We start from the raw sequence: 14109 nt of genomic DNA on the forward strand, positions 1-14109 counted from the left end.
TCCGCACCACGGAAGGCCCCGGACCCGCGCTGTGCGGTCCGGGGCCTTCCACGTTTCCGCGGACGTGCGCTCAGCCTCAGGCCACGACCGGTTCCGGAGAGCTGCCGGACGCGCTCGCCGTCGTGGACGGGCCGCTCGCCGAGTCGGAGGTGTCCGGGGGTGTCGGATCCGTCGGGGTGTCGGCCGGGGTGGGGGTATCGGTCGGCTCCGTCTCCGTCGGGGTCGGAGTGGCCGTCTTGGTCGGCGTCTTCGTGGGTGTCCTGTCAGGCGACTTGGTGGGCGTGCCCGGGGAGCTGGGCCTCCCGCTCGTCGGCCGGCCCGGACTCGGGCTGTCGCTCGGCACGCTCGACTCCGAGGAGGGTGCGCCGCTGCCGCTCGGGGTGACCTGGCTGCCGGACGGTCCCGGCGCCCGGGACGAGCCGCTCGACGAGGCCCCGCCCGGTGTCGAGTCGTCCGCCGGCTCGTCGGCCGGGAGCCCGTTCTCGCTGTCGTCCTCGACCGCCGACTGCTCGGTCGAGACGCGTCGGCCGTCCTGGGCGTCGCTGCTGGGCATCATGCCGAGCGTCACCACGGTGCCGAGCACCGCGGCCAGCACGACGCCCGCGCCCGCCGCGACCAGATTGCGCCGGGCGCCGCCCAGCACCGCCTTGCGGCCGCCGAATCCACCGGTGCCGGATGCCGGGGCGGCCCGGGGTATCAGCGCGGTGTCGTCCTCGGACGTCCGCGGCAGCACCATCGGCCCGGCCGCAGGTATGCCGCCGAACGGCGACGCCGGCTCGTCGTACCGCGCGGCCGGCATCTCCTCGCCCGCCGGTGTGCGGCCGCCGGGCAATGCGCCGGAGCGGTCCGCGACCAGGGCGAGTGCCCGGCGTCCGGCCACCGCCCCGGACTTGTCGGCGAGCGCGCCGCGCATGCCGATCGAGGTCTCCAGTTCGGCCCTGGCCCGGTCCGGATTCCCGTTGCACAGTGCGAGAACGCCCAACTCGTGATGGAAGTAGGCCTCCTCCGCGACCTCACCGGCGATCCTGGCGGCCTCCTGGCCCAGCCGCAGGGTCTTCTCCCAGCCGCTCCAGTGCAGCCCGGCCGCGAAGGCGGGGGTGGCACTACGGGCCAGCAGCACGGCGGCGCTGGCCTGTCCGGCCCCGTCGCCGGGGACCAGCCGGGTCATGGCCGCGACGATCGCGTCGGCCTCGGCGACCGCCCGGGCGGCGGCGACCGAGGGGTGCCCAGCCCACCAGGCGTAGTGCTGGGCGGCAGTGCGGGCCCGGTCGTCCGCGTCCTCGCCGTACCCGGCGGCCTCCAGCTGGGCGACGACTCCGGGGGCCAGCCGGTAGCGGGAGCCGGCCGGCGAGAGCAGTCCGCAGCCGGCCAGCTCACCGAGTGCGGCATCGGCGTGGGTGTCCCCCACGAGCGCCGGCAGATGCGCCTGGTGCGGCACCTCGCCGCCGAGCGCGACCGCGAAGTGCAGGGCGTCGCGTGCCGGGCCGCTCAGCCGGGAGGCGAGCAGTGCGGCGGGGGCCGCGCCCTCGCCGAGGCTGGGCAGCGGTACGCCCTGCCCCTCGGCGTCGGCGCCCTTCGCGAAGATGTCGTCGACGGGCCGGCCCTCGTCGTGCGCGGTCGGGTCGGTGCGCAGCATGTCGCGCTGGCGCAGCAGGGCTCCCGCCTGGACGAAGCGCAGCGGCAGCCCCTCGGACTCGAACCAGAGGTCACCCGCCCAGTTCGCCTCCTCGTCGGTGAGCGGCCGCTCGACGACGTGTTCCAGCAGCTCGACGGAGGCGCTGCGGCCCAGTCCTGCGAGGAAGACCTCGTCGAGGTGCGCGTCGGCGGCGGGCGCCGGGGCGTCGGGGGTCGTGGCGAACAGGAAGGCGCACTCGGGCGTCGCGTCGAGCAGCTCGTCCAGCGCGGCCCCGCCGAACTCCAGGTCGTCGAGGACGACGACGGCGCCGATGGACCGGAGCTTCTCGAGAAGTACGGCGCGGTCGGGGCGGAGCAGCGGTGCGTCGTAGACCGCCTCGAAGAGCCCGTACAGGAGGTCCGTGACGGTGCGCTTGAGGCCGGAGAGCCGGACGACTCCGTCCGGTGCGAGGTCCGCGCAGTCGGCGGCGACGGCGCTCAGCAGCGCCGTGCGGCCGGATCCGGCCGGCCCCGTGAGCCGTACCGAGCGGCCGCGCGCCAGCAGGCGCACCAGCCGCTCACGCTCTTCCTGCCGCTCCAGGAGCGGCAGTTGGGGGGCGGGCGGACCCGGTGGTACGGGCGGTGCGGCGGCACGCTCGCGGTCGGCGCGCTCGGCGGCGTTGCGGCGGACCGGCACGGGGGGCTGCTCCCCCGGCGGGCAGAGCTCGACCTCGCTGCCGTCGACCGGGTTGACGGTGAGCAGGAAGTCGCCGGAGACGACCTGCACGACACGTGCCTGCTGCATCGTCTGCTGGCCGAAATCGCTGGTCAGCGGCGCGCGGGGCTGCAATCGCCGTCCGCTTTCCTCGCCGTGGCCATCATTGCCCTGGCCGAAATCTTCCGGCCCCCGGTGTATCGGGTCCATCGCCAAAATCCCCCAGACGCGTCGCGCGGTTGCCCCTCCCGGCCTCGCACGCACCGCTGTCGCTTCTGGTCCGGTGTCCGCCCCATGGGTTCCGTCATTCGGGGGACGGCCGAACCCTAGACCGTCGCCCGGTATCCACACACCATCGGGGTGACACGCTGCCCCGGACGTCATGGTCTCGTGAGGATTGTGCGTGTTCGGATGAACGCCCTCTACACCCGCGGCAGGGAGTCTGCGGCGATTCCGCCCTCGATGGCCAGAATGCGGTGCAGTCGGGTCGCCACCAGCAGGCGCTGCATCTGCGGTGGCACTCCACGGAGCACCAGCCGCCGCCCGGCCCGCCCGGCCCTCCGGTGTGCGCCCATGATGACGCCCAGTCCGGTGGCGTCCCAGGAGTCCAGCTCGGTCAGGTCGAGCACCAGGTCGCCGGCTCCGTCGTCGAGGGCGGAGTGCAGGACCGTACGGGCGTCCGCCGCGCTCCGGACGTCGAGGCGGCCCCCGACGACCAGCTCGGTGTGGTCGCCCCTGATGTGCATATGCGCTCCCGGAAATACTCCATGGACGGTCCGTCTGCCTGTTCCTGCCCCTGCTCCGTCTCTGCCACAACTGACTGTGCCGGCCACAGGGAAGTTGCCGTCTGTAAGCGAACCGATACCGAATTCACTCCGTGGAGTGACATCGGCCCGCTGAAGGTCCACTGCAGCCGGGAGCCTCCCCCGGCTCCCCCGGGCCTGATCGACGGCAGATCAGGCACCCGGGGGCCGAATGCGATCAGTAGGTGTAGAAGCCCTGCCCGCTCTTGCGGCCGATGTCACCTGCATCGACCATCCGGCGCATCAGCTCCGGTGCCGCGAACTTCTCGTCCTGCGACTCGGTGTAGATGTTGGAGGTGGCGTGCAGCAGGATGTCGACGCCGGTCAGGTCCGCCGTCGCGAGGGGGCCCATGGCGTGACCGAAGCCCAGCTTGCAGGCGGTGTCGATGTCCTCGGCCGAGGCAACACCCGACTCGTACAGCTTGGCGGCCTCGACGACGAGCGCCGAGATCAGCCGGGTGGTGACGAAGCCGGCGACGTCACGGTTGACCACGATGCAGGTCTTGCCGACGGACTCGGCGAACTCGCGCGCGGTGGCGAGGGCTTCGTCGCTGGTCTTGTAGCCGCGTACGAGCTCGCACAGCTGCATCATCGGGACCGGTGAGAAGAAGTGCACACCAACGACGCGCTCCGGGCGCTCCGTGACAGCCGCGATCTTGGTGATCGGGATGGCGGAGGTGTTGGAGGCGAGGACGGCGTCGTCCCGCACGATCTTGTCGAGGGCGCGGAAGATCTCATGCTTGACCTCGAGCTTCTCGAAGACGGCCTCGACGACGACGTCCGCGTCGGCGACGGCGTCGAGATCGGTGGTCGTGGTGATGCGGGCCAGCGCGGCGTCCGCGTCGGCCGCCTCCAGCTTCCCCTTGGAGACGAACTTGTCGTACGAGGCCTTGATGCCGTCGCGACCACGGGTCAGGGCCGCGTCGGTGACATCGCGCAGCACGACGTCCCAGCCCGCCTGGGCGGAGACCTGCGCGATACCGGACCCCATGAGTCCGGCCCCGATGACGGCGAGCTTCCTGGCCACGTTCGCACCCCTTTGCGTTCGGCCCCGACGGCCGTCGTCCGCGACGACGGTCCGGACGGATTCTTAACGGTTGTTCACATGCTCTCCGGCGGAGATTAGTACCCGTGAGGCGCGCTGGGGCGGCGAAGAGATGCGCGTCACGTCTCACATGACGGACATCACACCGGGACGCGTCATTCGGCAGCGCGTCGCGCGTAGTTGAGCACCTTGTCCCCGAGCACGTCCTCCATCTCGTCGAGGAGGACGAGGGCTTCGCGGGACACCTCGGCGGGCTTGCGGCCGGCGACCATCTCGCGGCTGATGTGGCCGAGCAGGGTGGAGTGGACCCAGGAGAGCTGACCGGCCACCAGCAGCGGCAGCGGGTCGCCGGAGCCGGTGCCCGCCTCCTCGCGCAGGGTCGTCTCCAGGTGGACGAGCGCGTCCTGCTGGACGTACCAGAGGCGGGCCTTGAGGCTGTCGGCCTCGTGGACCACCCGCATGAAGCGCTCGTACCCCTCGACCAGGCCGACTGTCGGCGAGACGCCTTCGACCTGGATGCGCAGTTCACGCAGGACGGCGTCGGCGGCGGACTCGCCCCGGCCGCGGCCGCGCACGTACCGCGAGAGGCGGCCGACGACATCGCTGCCGCGGTCGAGAAACAGGTCCTCCTTGGTGGGGAAGTAGTTGTAGACCGTGTTCGGTGAGACGTCCGCGGCCTGCGCGATCTCAGCGATGGTGACCGCGTCGAAGCCACGCTCCAGGAAGAGGGCGGTGGCCACGTCCGAGAGGTGCTGTCGGGTCTGCCGCTTCTTCCGCTCCCTGAGTCCCTCTGCCATAGCACCATCCTAGTTTCGCTGGCCTCAGTTAATTTTTGGCGTCATTGCAATTTTTCATGGACTCTGTTTTCCGGTGCCATGGTCAGTCATCACCGCAGCCGGGCTCGCCCGGACCTTCGCGACCGGACACGTCCCCGGTCACGGCACTAGGCTCGGCCGCATGGTCAATCTGACGCGCATCTACACCCGTACCGGCGACCAGGGCACGACCGCCCTCGGCGACATGAGCCGCACCGCCAAGACCGATCTGCGGATCTCGGCGTACGCCGACACCAATGAGGCCAATGCCGTCATCGGTACGGCGATCGCGCTCGGGCAGCTGCCGGAGGAGCTCGTGAAGGTCCTCGTCCGGGTGCAGAACGACCTGTTCGACGTGGGTGCGGATCTGTCGACGCCGGTCGTCGAGGAACCGAAGTACCCCCCGCTGCGGGTCGAGCAGCACTACGTCGACCGGCTGGAGGCGGACTGCGACCACTTCCTGGAGCAGCTGGAGAAGCTGCGGTCCTTCATCCTGCCGGGCGGTACGCCGGGGGCGGCGCTGCTGCACCAGGCGTGCACGGTGGTCCGGCGGGCCGAGCGGTCCACCTGGGCGGCGCTGGAGGTGCACGGCGAGGTGATGAACGCGCTGACCGCGACGTACCTCAACCGCCTCTCCGACCTCCTGTTCATCCTCGCGAGGACGGCGAACAAGGAAGTCGGCGACGTGCTGTGGGTACCGGGCGGCGAGCGGTAGGCCGGGGTCCCTTCGTCCCGTCCGGCGTGCGAGGACAGCGTCGGCCGGACGGGACCGGCCCCTACCGCTCCGCCGTAGAGGCCGCGCACGCAGGTGGGGCGGCGTCGCGTGCCGATGGGCGGCGCCCGGCGGCGTTGTCGTCGGTCGACGACTCCCCCATAGCCCGAAAGGCATGGGAGGAGCCCCCTCCGCGTCGCCTCCCTCCTCCGCCTTGCCAGCCTTGCCCCTCGCCCCGCCCCTTCCTCCACCCCACCTACGTGCGCGGCCTCTTCGCCCGCTTCGGGAACACCGTGTAGCTCACGGCGATGATCAGGTTGATCCCGATCACGAAGAGCATCGTCTGCTGCCAGGACCGCAGCGATCCCACATCCCCGTCCCCGCCCACGTACCAGATCGCCCCTTCCAACAGCGCCAGCGCGGTCGTCGCCGCGAGCACCCACCGCCCTGCGACCCGCCACTCGTGGACCGCCCTCGGCATTCCGTACTTCGGCGGTTTCACCGGCGGCGGGCCGCCTGCGAACCGGTGGGCGACGCGGGCGTCGACCCACGCGATGGTCGAGTGGCCGAGTCCGACGGTGAAGCCGATGTACACCGCGGCCAGTCCGTGCTTCCAGTCCGGCTCGGCACCGTTCTTCAGGTCGATGGCCGTCACCACCAGCAGCGCGAGCTCCAGCAGCGGCTCGCACAGCAGCAGTGCGGCCCCGAGCCTCGGCTTCTTCGCCAGGTACCGCATCGCGAGTCCCGCGGCCAGCAGCACCCAGAAAGCGATCTCGCAGAACACGATCAGCGTGACGATCACGGCACTTCTCCTCCCGTTCCCCCTCATCCTGCTCGATCCACCTGCGCGCTTCGTCGTCGCCAGTGACGAGCCGCGACTGCATCCTTCTATGTAGTCGCGTATCGCCCCGGGTAGGGAGGCCCGCCGCGCGACGGCCGTGTTGGATGGGGGCATGCTCCTGCCTGCCCGCCCGCACCGCCACGACGTACTCATCGCGGTCATCGGGCTGTTCAGCGGTGCCTCGCTGACGGCCGTCGGTCTGGCCACGCAGACCGGCCGGCTCCTCGACTCCCCATGGGCCACCCTGCCGCCGCTCGCGGTGATGGCGTCGCTGGAGCTGCTGCGCAGATCGGCGCCCCAGACGGCGCTGGTCATCGGCACGCTCACGCTGGTGGCCGATCAGTTCACGCCGGGGAACCTGGCGACCGTGCTGATGTTCACGGACCTTGTGTACGCGGCGGTGGTGTACGGGTCCCCGGCCGCCGCCCGCCGCATCCCGGTGACGACGTTCCTCATCACGGTCGCGGTCACGATCGGGTTCCTGGCCTGGTTCCGCAGCCCCGAGGCGCTGCTCGTCGGCATCGTCTCCGGCCTGGTCTCGTTCGGGCCCGCGATCACCGGAGTCAGCGTGCGGAACCACCGGGACGCCGCGGAGACCGCCCGACTGCGCGCCGAACAGACGGCGCTGCTGGCCGAGATGGACCGGGCGCAGGCGGTGACCGCCGAACGCGCCCGGATGGCCCGTGAACTGCACGACATGGTCGCCAACCATCTCTCCGCGATCGCCATCCACTCCACCGCGGCGCTCTCCATCGACGAGCCCTCGACAACCCGGGACGCGCTCGGCGTCATCCGGCAGAACAGCGTCGAAGGGCTGGCCGAGATGCGACGGATGATCGGGCTGCTCCGTACCGGGAGCAAGGGGGCGGAACCGAGCATCGCGCCGACCCTGGCCGCCCTGGACACACTGATCGAGCAGACCCGCACGGTCGCCGCGTCGAGCGGACTGACCTGCACCCTTGAGGACACTCGCGGTGAGCAGAAGGCGCTGCCGGCACCGGTCGAGCTGGCCGCGTACCGGATCGTCCAGGAGTCGCTGACGAACGCGCTCAAGCATGCCGCGCCGGGCCCGGTGGGGGTGCGGCTCGGGCGGGCCGGACAGCTGCTGACGGTGGAGGTCACGAGCGTGTTCGGGGACCACCCGGGGCCGCGCGCACCGGGGTCGGGGGCAGGCCTCGTCGGAATGCAGGAGCGGGTCGCGCTGCTGGGCGGCGAGATCGCGGCGGGACCCGTCACCCCTGGGGACGGGCCGAGGATATGGCGGGTGCGGGCCGAACTGCCCGTCGACGAAAGGACGGTGAAGGGATGACGATCCGGGTACTGGTGGCGGAGGACCAGTCGGCCGTGCGGGCGGGGCTGGTCCTGATTCTGCGCAGCGCGCCCGATGTCGAGGTGGTCGGGGAGGCGCCGGACGGTGAGGCGGCGGTGCGGCTGGCCCGTGAACTGCGCCCGGATCTGGTGCTGATGGATGTGTCGATGCCCCGGCTGGACGGGGTGTCGGCGACGCGGCAGGTGGTGGCGGAGGGGCTGGCCGATGTGCTGGTGCTGACGACGTTCGATCTGGACGAGTACGTCTTCGGGGCCCTGCGGGCGGGCGCTGCGGGTTTTCTGCTGAAGAACACCGAGGCGCGTGAACTGCTCGAAGCGGTACGTACGGTGGCGCGCGGCGAGGGCATGATCGCCCCGGCCGTGACGCGCCGGCTGATCGCGGAGTTCGCCGCGACCGCCCCGGCGCGAGCGGCCGGCTCACCCGATCCTGCGGTCCTCGACGCACTGACGCGACGCGAGCGCGAGGTGCTGGGATGCCTGGGCCAGGGGCTGTCGAACGCCGAGATCGCGGTGCGGCTCTCGATGGCGGAGGCGACGGTGAAGACGCACGTCAGCCGCTTGCTGGGGAAGCTGGATCTACGCAGCCGGGTCCAGGCAGCAGTGCTGGCACAGGAGTTGGGGATGTGAGGTCGCGAAGCGATCCATGGTCCAGACCTCTTGACGATTGGTCCAGACCTTCCTAATCTCACCGAGCACACTGCGGTGAGCACGCCATGACAAGGCGGGCTCAGGGCGGCGCAGGGTTTGCAGTCCACGGACCACCGTTCCTAGCCAGTGTGCATGAGTGAGTCCTGGACCCACTGCTGCGTACTGGGCGCATCCCGAACGGTGTTGGATGCGCTGGGTTCCCGCTTTCGCTTCCCGCTCGGCGCCGGCCCTCCAGGGGGCCGGTCCGTGGCGGGTGGGCGGGTTCCTTCACGTCCCCGGTCACCTGACCCGGCCTGGACGGTCCGATGCCCCGCACGATCGCTCCGGTCGTGTGGGGGCGGTGCCGTCCTTCCCCAAGCTCTCAACTCCGTTCGAGCAGGGGATACCCCATCCCGGATCGGGTGCCCGAGGGCGCGTCGTCCGATCGCAATACCGGCGGCATCGTGACGAGACATGGTGCGGTGGGGGGTGACCAGCGGTTTCTGCCAGTGCTGGGCACCCCACTGGGAGGTGTAGGCGGGATCGACTGCGACAATGCTCAGGCCCTGTTCGGCGGCCATCGACACCAGCCGGGCCTTCAGTTTCCCGGTCGGGATGCCGGAGATGAGCTGCCGGAACCGCTTCCGGCGGCCGTGCTTCTCGCGGGTCTTCTCGGCGGTGAAGTCGAGGTCTTCGATGCCGATCGCCGCGACCCCGACACGCCTCGCCCAGTTGATCAACCGGGTCAGGGCGTGGCGGATCTGTGCGTCGCGGTGATCGGTTGTGCCGGACAGGTCGTAGGGGAAGCGGCGCGGGTCTCCGATGGGGTTGCCGTGCTGGTCGAGGTGGTAGGCGGCGAAGTGGTCGGCGTTGGTGTCGACGCCGATCATGCCCCGGGCACGGGCGGCCTCCAGCGGGATGGTCTTCACGACGGGGCGTTGCCAGGATGCGGTGAGGTACCAGCGGCCACGGTCCACGTCGAGGTGGATGCGGTAGGCGACGGCCCGGTTCGCGGTGATGCGGTCGGCCCACTCCGCACCCCGGTGCGCAAACGCCACGGTGGAGGTGAGGATGTACCGGCCGTGCCCGGCGTTGGCCAGGTGCGCGAGCGGAGCAGGCAGCTTGATGCTCACCTCGCCGTCCGGGTGACACGGATCGTCTCGTTCCCGAACCGCTTCCCCGACTCACCATCAGCGGCAAGAAACCAGCGCCCCGCCTCCCACCGTTCCCGCCACTGGCCTTCGGTGAGCTCGGCTTGGGCGAGATGCTGGCGGGTGTTGAGCAGACGTCTGCCGCCCCGCACCACCCGCACGCGTCCGGTCTGTCGGTCACGGACCGCGGCGGCGTGCCGCGCCTCCAGTGCCGCGAGGCGTCGGGACTTGCGGAACCACTCGCCCTTCGAGCGGTAGCCGCCCGCGGCCCGCTTCGTTCCACGCTTGCCGATCGGGAGGGACAGACGCTGCCGCAGCGTCCTGATCCCCGCCTCCAGCGTCTGGATGTGCGCTGCCTGGCAACGCCGGGCCAGCGCCCACTGATCATGCGTGGCCTTGGTGATCGCACCCGCGATCCGCGACGACGACAGCGGCGTCAGCTCCCGCTTACGCGATGCCCAGGTGTCCGCGCTGTGCTCCACCTCATCCGCGCAACGTGCCTTGAGGTCACGCGAAGCCAGACGGCCCTGGTGCTCACCAACCCAGCGGAGGACTTCCTCGTCCCGGGGAGTGAGACGCTTGAGACGGTCCCGGACGGCCACCCCGCAAGGCCCCGGCACCACGAAGGGTGCCGCCAACTCCCGCACACCATCCACCATGTCACCCCCTCCCGCAAGGCCGGACGCCTGCCACCCAGCCCAACGAGCAGCAGCCGTCAAAGGTCACCCATTCGACCCCAGAACCCCCGTTCCCGCCCGCGCGAACCCGCTGACGGGACTCACTCCCGCTCGCTACAACTCACGTCAACGCAGCAAAACCAACAGCAGCTCGCAACCCCTACGATCCCCTGCGGGATCAGCGCACGACCCCGGAAAGCAGCCGGGGAGACAGGTCCGCTCCCTGTCTCCCCGGTTTTCGCTGTGCCGTGCTGCTGTCCGTGCCGCGCCTGCCGTTACAGCTCCTCAGGCGACGTTCACCCTGCCCCGGACATCGCCCGGGGGCCCCTTCGAGCGAGGCCCGTCTCAAGCAACATTGACTCGCTGGCCGGGCGGAGCCGCCTCCAGCCAGGCGAGGAAACCGGTCAGGGCGTCCTCGCTCATCGCCAGCTCCAGGCGCGTCTCCCGGTGGAGACAGCCGAGCACGACGGCGTCGGAGAGCAGCGCAAGCTCCTCCTCGCCCTCGGGCAGCCGTCGGTCGATCACCTCGATCGCGGAACGCTCAAGGATCCGGCGGGGCCGGGGAGCGTACGAGAAGACTCGGAACCAGTCGATACGGTCACCGCTGTAGCGCGCAACGCCGTACACCCAGCCCTTGCCCGAGAGGTCGGGCTCGGCCGACACGTTCCACCGCACGCTGCAGTCGAAGGTCCCACCGGAGCGCTGGATCAGCCGCCGGCGCAGACCGAAGACGAAGAGACCCACCGCAACCAGTACGACGACCAGGCCGCACACCCACAAAGCGAGGACCATCTCCACCGACCTCCTCGCATCGTCGAGTAACGGATACCACCCGGACTGCACTTGCAACTGCACCTGCATCGCCTCAGCCGCGGCACGGTCTGGAGAGTTCCAGCTCGGGCCGCGGCTGAGGGTAAAGACATTCGGCGGGGTGCCTAACGCACCGCCACCGCGCGGATTCGCACATCGGCGCGACGCTCGGCGGCGCCGTCCGCGTCCGACTTCGCACGCTCCAGCGCACGCTCGGCGCGCTCGACATCGATCTCGTCCGCCAGCTCGGCGATCTCCGCCAGCAGCGAAAGCTTGTCGTCCGCGAACGAGAGGAAACCGCCGTGCACAGCCGCGACTACGGTTGTGCCCTCGCTCGTACGGATCGTCACCGGGCCCGACTCCAGCACACCGAGAAGCGGCTGGTGACCGGGCATGACGCCGATGTCGCCGGACGTGGTACGCGCGACGACCAGGGTGGCCTCGCCGGACCAGACACTGCGGTCCGCGGCGACCAGCTCGACGTGCAGCTCAGCAGCCAAGAGTGGCTCCTCGGGTCACCACCCGGCCGTTGGAGCCGGGTGTTGGGTCAATTCTACGGGGCGTGGTGAGGGGGACGGGACGCACCCGCCCCCCTCGGTGAGCCATGGGCTCAGGAGACGCCGAGCTCCTTGGCGTTGGCCTTGAGGTCCTCAATGCCACCGCACATGAAGAACGCCTGCTCCGGGAAGTGGTCGTACTCACCGTCGCAGATCGCGTTGAACGCGGCGATCGACTCCTCGAGCGGCACGTCCGAACCGTCCACGCCGGTGAACTGCTTGGCGACGTGGGTGTTCTGCGACAGGAAGCGCTCGACACGACGGGCACGGTGGACAACGAGCTTGTCCTCCTCGCCCAGCTCGTCGATACCGAGGATCGCGATGATGTCCTGGAGGTCCTTGTACTTCTGGAGGATCCCCTTGACACGCATGGCCGCCGCGTAGTGGTCCTGCGCGATGTAGCGCGGGTCCAGGATCCGGGACGTGGAGTCCAGCGGGTCCACGGCCGGGTAGATGCCCTTCTCGGAGATCGGACGGGAGAGAACCGTCGTCGCGTCGAGGTGGGCGAAGGTGGTGGCCGGGGCCGGGTCGGTCAGGTCGTCCGCGGGGACGTAGATCGCCTGCATCGAGGTGATCGAGTGACCACGGGTCGACGTGATGCGCTCCTGCAGCAGACCCATCTCGTCGGCCAGGTTCGGCTGGTAACCCACTGCGGACGGCATACGGCCGAGCAGCGTGGAGACCTCGGAGCCGGCCTGGGTGTACCGGAAGATGTTGTCGATGAAGAAGAGCACGTCCTGCTTCTGCACATCGCGGAAGTACTCCGCCATGGTCAGACCGGCCAGCGCGACACGCAGACGGGTGCCCGGGGGCTCGTCCATCTGACCGAAGACAAGGGCGGTCTTGTCGATGACGCCCGAGTCCTGCATCTCCTCGATGAGGTCGTTGCCCTCACGGGTACGCTCACCGACGCCCGCGAACACCGACACACCGTCGTGGTTGTTGGCGACGCGGTAGATCATTTCCTGGATCAGAACGGTCTTGCCGACACCGGCACCACCGAACAGACCGATCTTTCCACCCTTGACGTACGGGGTGAGAAGGTCGATGACCTTGACGCCGGTCTCGAACATCTCGGTCTTCGACTCGAGCTGGTCGAAGTTGGGCGCCTTGCGGTGGATCGGCCAGCGCTCGGTGACCTCGGCCTCGGCCTCGGGCTTGTTCAGGATCTCACCGAGGGTGTTGAACACCTTGCCCTTGGTGATCTCGCCGACCGGGACCGTGATGCCGGTGCCCGTGTCGGTCACCGGAGCCTGGCGGACCAGACCGTCGGTGGGCTGCATCGAGATCGCGCGGACCACGCCGTCGCCGAGGTGCTGGGCGACCTCGAGCGTCAGCTTCTTGAGCTTGCCGTCCTCGGCCGGGTCGGCCACCTGGACGGTCAGCGCGTTGTAGATCTCCGGCATCGCGTCGACGGGGAACTCCACGTCGACGACCGGGCCGATGACCCGGGCGACGCGGCCCGTGGCGACGGCCGTCTCAACTGTGGTCGTCATTACTTGTCACTCCCCGCGGTCGCGTCGGCCAGCGCACTGGCACCACCGACGATCTCGCTGATTTCCTGGGTGATTTCGGCCTGGCGGGCCGCGTTGGCAAGCCGTGAGAGGCTCTTGATGAGCTCTCCGGCGTTGTCGGTGGCCGACTTCATCGCGCGGCGGCGGGCAGCGTGCTCGGAAGCAGCGGCCTGCAGCAGTGCGTTGTAGATCCGGCTCTCGACATACCGCGGAAGCAGGGCGTCGAGGACGTCCTCCGCCGACGGCTCGAAGTCGAAGAGCGGCAGGATCTCGCCCTTGCCCTCTTCTTCCTTCGTCGTGTCGAGGCTGAGCGGCAGCATCCGGTCGTCCACCGGGTTCTGCGTCATCATCGACACGAACTCCGTGAAGACGATGTGCAGCTCGTCCACGCCGCCCTCGGCGGTCTCCTGGGTGACCGCTTCGATCAGCGGGGCCGCAGCCCGCTTCGCATCCGCGTACGTCGGGCTGTCGGTGAAGCCGGTCCACGAGTCCGCGATCTTGCGCTCACGGAAGCCGTAGTAGGCGACACCCTTGCGGCCGATCACATACGTGACGACCTCCTTGCCCTCACCGCGCAGACGCTCGGTCAGTCGCTCCGCCGCCTTGATGGCGTTGGAGGAGTAACCGCCGGCCAGACCGCGGTCGCTCGTGATGAGCAGGATCGCGGCCCGCGCCGGAGTGTCGGCCTCGGTGGTCAGCGGGTGCTTGGTGGTGGAGCCGGTCGCCACCGCGGTCACCGCACGGGTGAGCTCGGTCGCGTACGGCGTCGACGCCGCCACCTGGCGCTGCGCCTTGACGATGCGCGAAGCGGCGATCATCTCCATCGCCTTGGTGATCTTCTTCGTGGCGGTGACGGAGCGAATGCGGCGCTTGTAAACGCGAAGCTGAGCGCCCATCGA

General features: G+C 70.0%; 12 protein-coding genes and 1 pseudogene. 3 read left to right on the forward strand and 10 right to left on the reverse strand.

Going from position 1 to position 14109, the window contains the following annotated elements:
• Positions 1-76: 76 nt before the first annotated feature.
• The 4 genes from AB0N06_RS05675 to AB0N06_RS05690 all read right to left on the reverse strand — a co-directional run bounded on the left by AB0N06_RS05675 (position 77) and on the right by AB0N06_RS05690 (position 4974).
• Positions 77-2539 carry an ATP-binding protein gene (locus AB0N06_RS05675; RefSeq protein ID WP_366133429.1) on the reverse strand — a complete coding sequence of 821 codons (2463 nt, stop codon included), beginning with the start codon at positions 2537-2539 and terminating at the stop codon, positions 77-79.
• A 212-nt stretch (positions 2540-2751) separates the two neighbouring features.
• The gene (locus tag AB0N06_RS05680; RefSeq protein ID WP_327244317.1) at positions 2752-3075 is read right to left on the reverse strand and encodes an STAS domain-containing protein; all 324 of its coding nucleotides are present in this window, start codon (positions 3073-3075) and stop codon (positions 2752-2754) included.
• 235 nt (positions 3076-3310) lie between these two features.
• Entirely contained in the window at positions 3311-4159 is an 849-nt protein-coding gene (locus tag AB0N06_RS05685) for a 3-hydroxyacyl-CoA dehydrogenase family protein (RefSeq protein ID WP_366133430.1), read from the reverse strand.
• Between the two features lie 173 nt (positions 4160-4332).
• Entirely contained in the window at positions 4333-4974 is a 642-nt protein-coding gene (locus AB0N06_RS05690) for a TetR/AcrR family transcriptional regulator (RefSeq protein ID WP_366133431.1), read from the reverse strand.
• A gap of 160 nt (positions 4975-5134) precedes the next feature.
• On the opposite strand from AB0N06_RS05690, the gene AB0N06_RS05695 reads away from it, so the two are divergent.
• Positions 5135-5707, forward strand: coding sequence for a cob(I)yrinic acid a,c-diamide adenosyltransferase (locus tag AB0N06_RS05695; protein ID WP_366133432.1), 573 nt, complete (start codon positions 5135-5137; stop codon positions 5705-5707).
• Positions 5708-5960: 253 nt separating this feature from the next.
• Here the strand turns inward: AB0N06_RS05695 and AB0N06_RS05700 are convergent, their stop codons facing one another.
• A complete protein-coding gene (locus AB0N06_RS05700) occupies positions 5961-6506 on the reverse strand; it encodes a hypothetical protein (RefSeq protein ID WP_366133433.1) in 546 nt (181 codons plus the stop codon).
• Positions 6507-6657: 151 nt separating this feature from the next.
• Between AB0N06_RS05700 and AB0N06_RS05705 the strand changes: the two genes are divergently transcribed.
• Together AB0N06_RS05705 and AB0N06_RS05710 are read left to right on the forward strand one after the other, a co-directional pair.
• Positions 6658-7854: a histidine kinase gene (locus AB0N06_RS05705; RefSeq protein WP_366133434.1), complete on the forward strand. Its 1197-nt coding sequence runs from the start codon at positions 6658-6660 to the stop codon at positions 7852-7854.
• The gene (locus AB0N06_RS05710; RefSeq protein ID WP_366133435.1) at positions 7851-8501 is read left to right on the forward strand and encodes a response regulator transcription factor; all 651 of its coding nucleotides are present in this window, start codon (positions 7851-7853) and stop codon (positions 8499-8501) included. The genes AB0N06_RS05705 and AB0N06_RS05710 overlap by 4 nt, the downstream gene beginning before the upstream one ends.
• Positions 8502-8641: 140 nt before the next feature.
• On the opposite strand, the pseudogene AB0N06_RS05715 reads toward AB0N06_RS05710, so the two are convergent.
• From AB0N06_RS05715 to AB0N06_RS05735, 5 genes and pseudogenes are all read right to left on the reverse strand, one after another.
• A pseudogene (locus AB0N06_RS05715) lies at positions 8642-10311 on the reverse strand (IS200/IS605 family accessory protein TnpB-related protein).
• 363 nt (positions 10312-10674) lie between these two features.
• Positions 10675-11121, reverse strand: coding sequence for a DUF2550 domain-containing protein (locus tag AB0N06_RS05720; RefSeq protein ID WP_366133436.1), 447 nt, complete (start codon positions 11119-11121; stop codon positions 10675-10677).
• 143 nt (positions 11122-11264) lie between these two features.
• The gene (locus AB0N06_RS05725) at positions 11265-11639 is read right to left on the reverse strand and encodes a F0F1 ATP synthase subunit epsilon (protein WP_345510301.1); all 375 of its coding nucleotides are present in this window, start codon (positions 11637-11639) and stop codon (positions 11265-11267) included.
• 110 nt (positions 11640-11749) lie between these two features.
• On the reverse strand, positions 11750-13192 hold the full coding sequence (gene atpD / locus AB0N06_RS05730) for a F0F1 ATP synthase subunit beta (protein WP_366133437.1): 1443 nt from the start codon (positions 13190-13192) through the stop codon (positions 11750-11752).
• Positions 13192-14106, reverse strand: a complete 915-nt coding sequence (locus tag AB0N06_RS05735; protein WP_366133438.1) for a F0F1 ATP synthase subunit gamma — start codon at positions 14104-14106, stop codon at positions 13192-13194. The genes atpD and AB0N06_RS05735 overlap by 1 nt, the downstream gene beginning before the upstream one ends.
• Positions 14107-14109: the final 3 nt, after the last annotated feature.

It is taken from the genome of Streptomyces sp. NPDC051020 (assembly GCF_040683105.1).
Lineage (GTDB): Bacteria > Actinomycetota > Actinomycetes > Streptomycetales > Streptomycetaceae > Streptomyces.

What these genes read in the sequence shown, in the direction of transcription:
- AB0N06_RS05675 (WP_366133429.1), bottom strand. Translation starts at nt 2,539, where the DNA reads ATGGACCCGATACACCGGGGGCCGGAAGATTTCGGCCAGGGCAATGAT.
- AB0N06_RS05690 (WP_366133431.1), bottom strand. Translation starts at nt 4,974, where the DNA reads ATGGCAGAGGGACTCAGGGAGCGGAAGAAGCGGCAGACCCGACAGCAC.
- AB0N06_RS05710 (WP_366133435.1), top strand. Translation starts at nt 7,851, where the DNA reads ATGACGATCCGGGTACTGGTGGCGGAGGACCAGTCGGCCGTGCGGGCG.
- AB0N06_RS05680 (WP_327244317.1), bottom strand. Translation starts at nt 3,075, where the DNA reads ATGCACATCAGGGGCGACCACACCGAGCTGGTCGTCGGGGGCCGCCTC.
- AB0N06_RS05705 (WP_366133434.1), top strand. Translation starts at nt 6,658, where the DNA reads ATGCTCCTGCCTGCCCGCCCGCACCGCCACGACGTACTCATCGCGGTC.
- atpD (WP_366133437.1), bottom strand. Translation starts at nt 13,192, where the DNA reads ATGACGACCACAGTTGAGACGGCCGTCGCCACGGGCCGCGTCGCCCGG.
- AB0N06_RS05720 (WP_366133436.1), bottom strand. Translation starts at nt 11,121, where the DNA reads ATGGTCCTCGCTTTGTGGGTGTGCGGCCTGGTCGTCGTACTGGTTGCG.
- AB0N06_RS05695 (WP_366133432.1), top strand. Translation starts at nt 5,135, where the DNA reads ATGGTCAATCTGACGCGCATCTACACCCGTACCGGCGACCAGGGCACG.
- AB0N06_RS05735 (WP_366133438.1), bottom strand. Translation starts at nt 14,106, where the DNA reads ATGGGCGCTCAGCTTCGCGTTTACAAGCGCCGCATTCGCTCCGTCACC.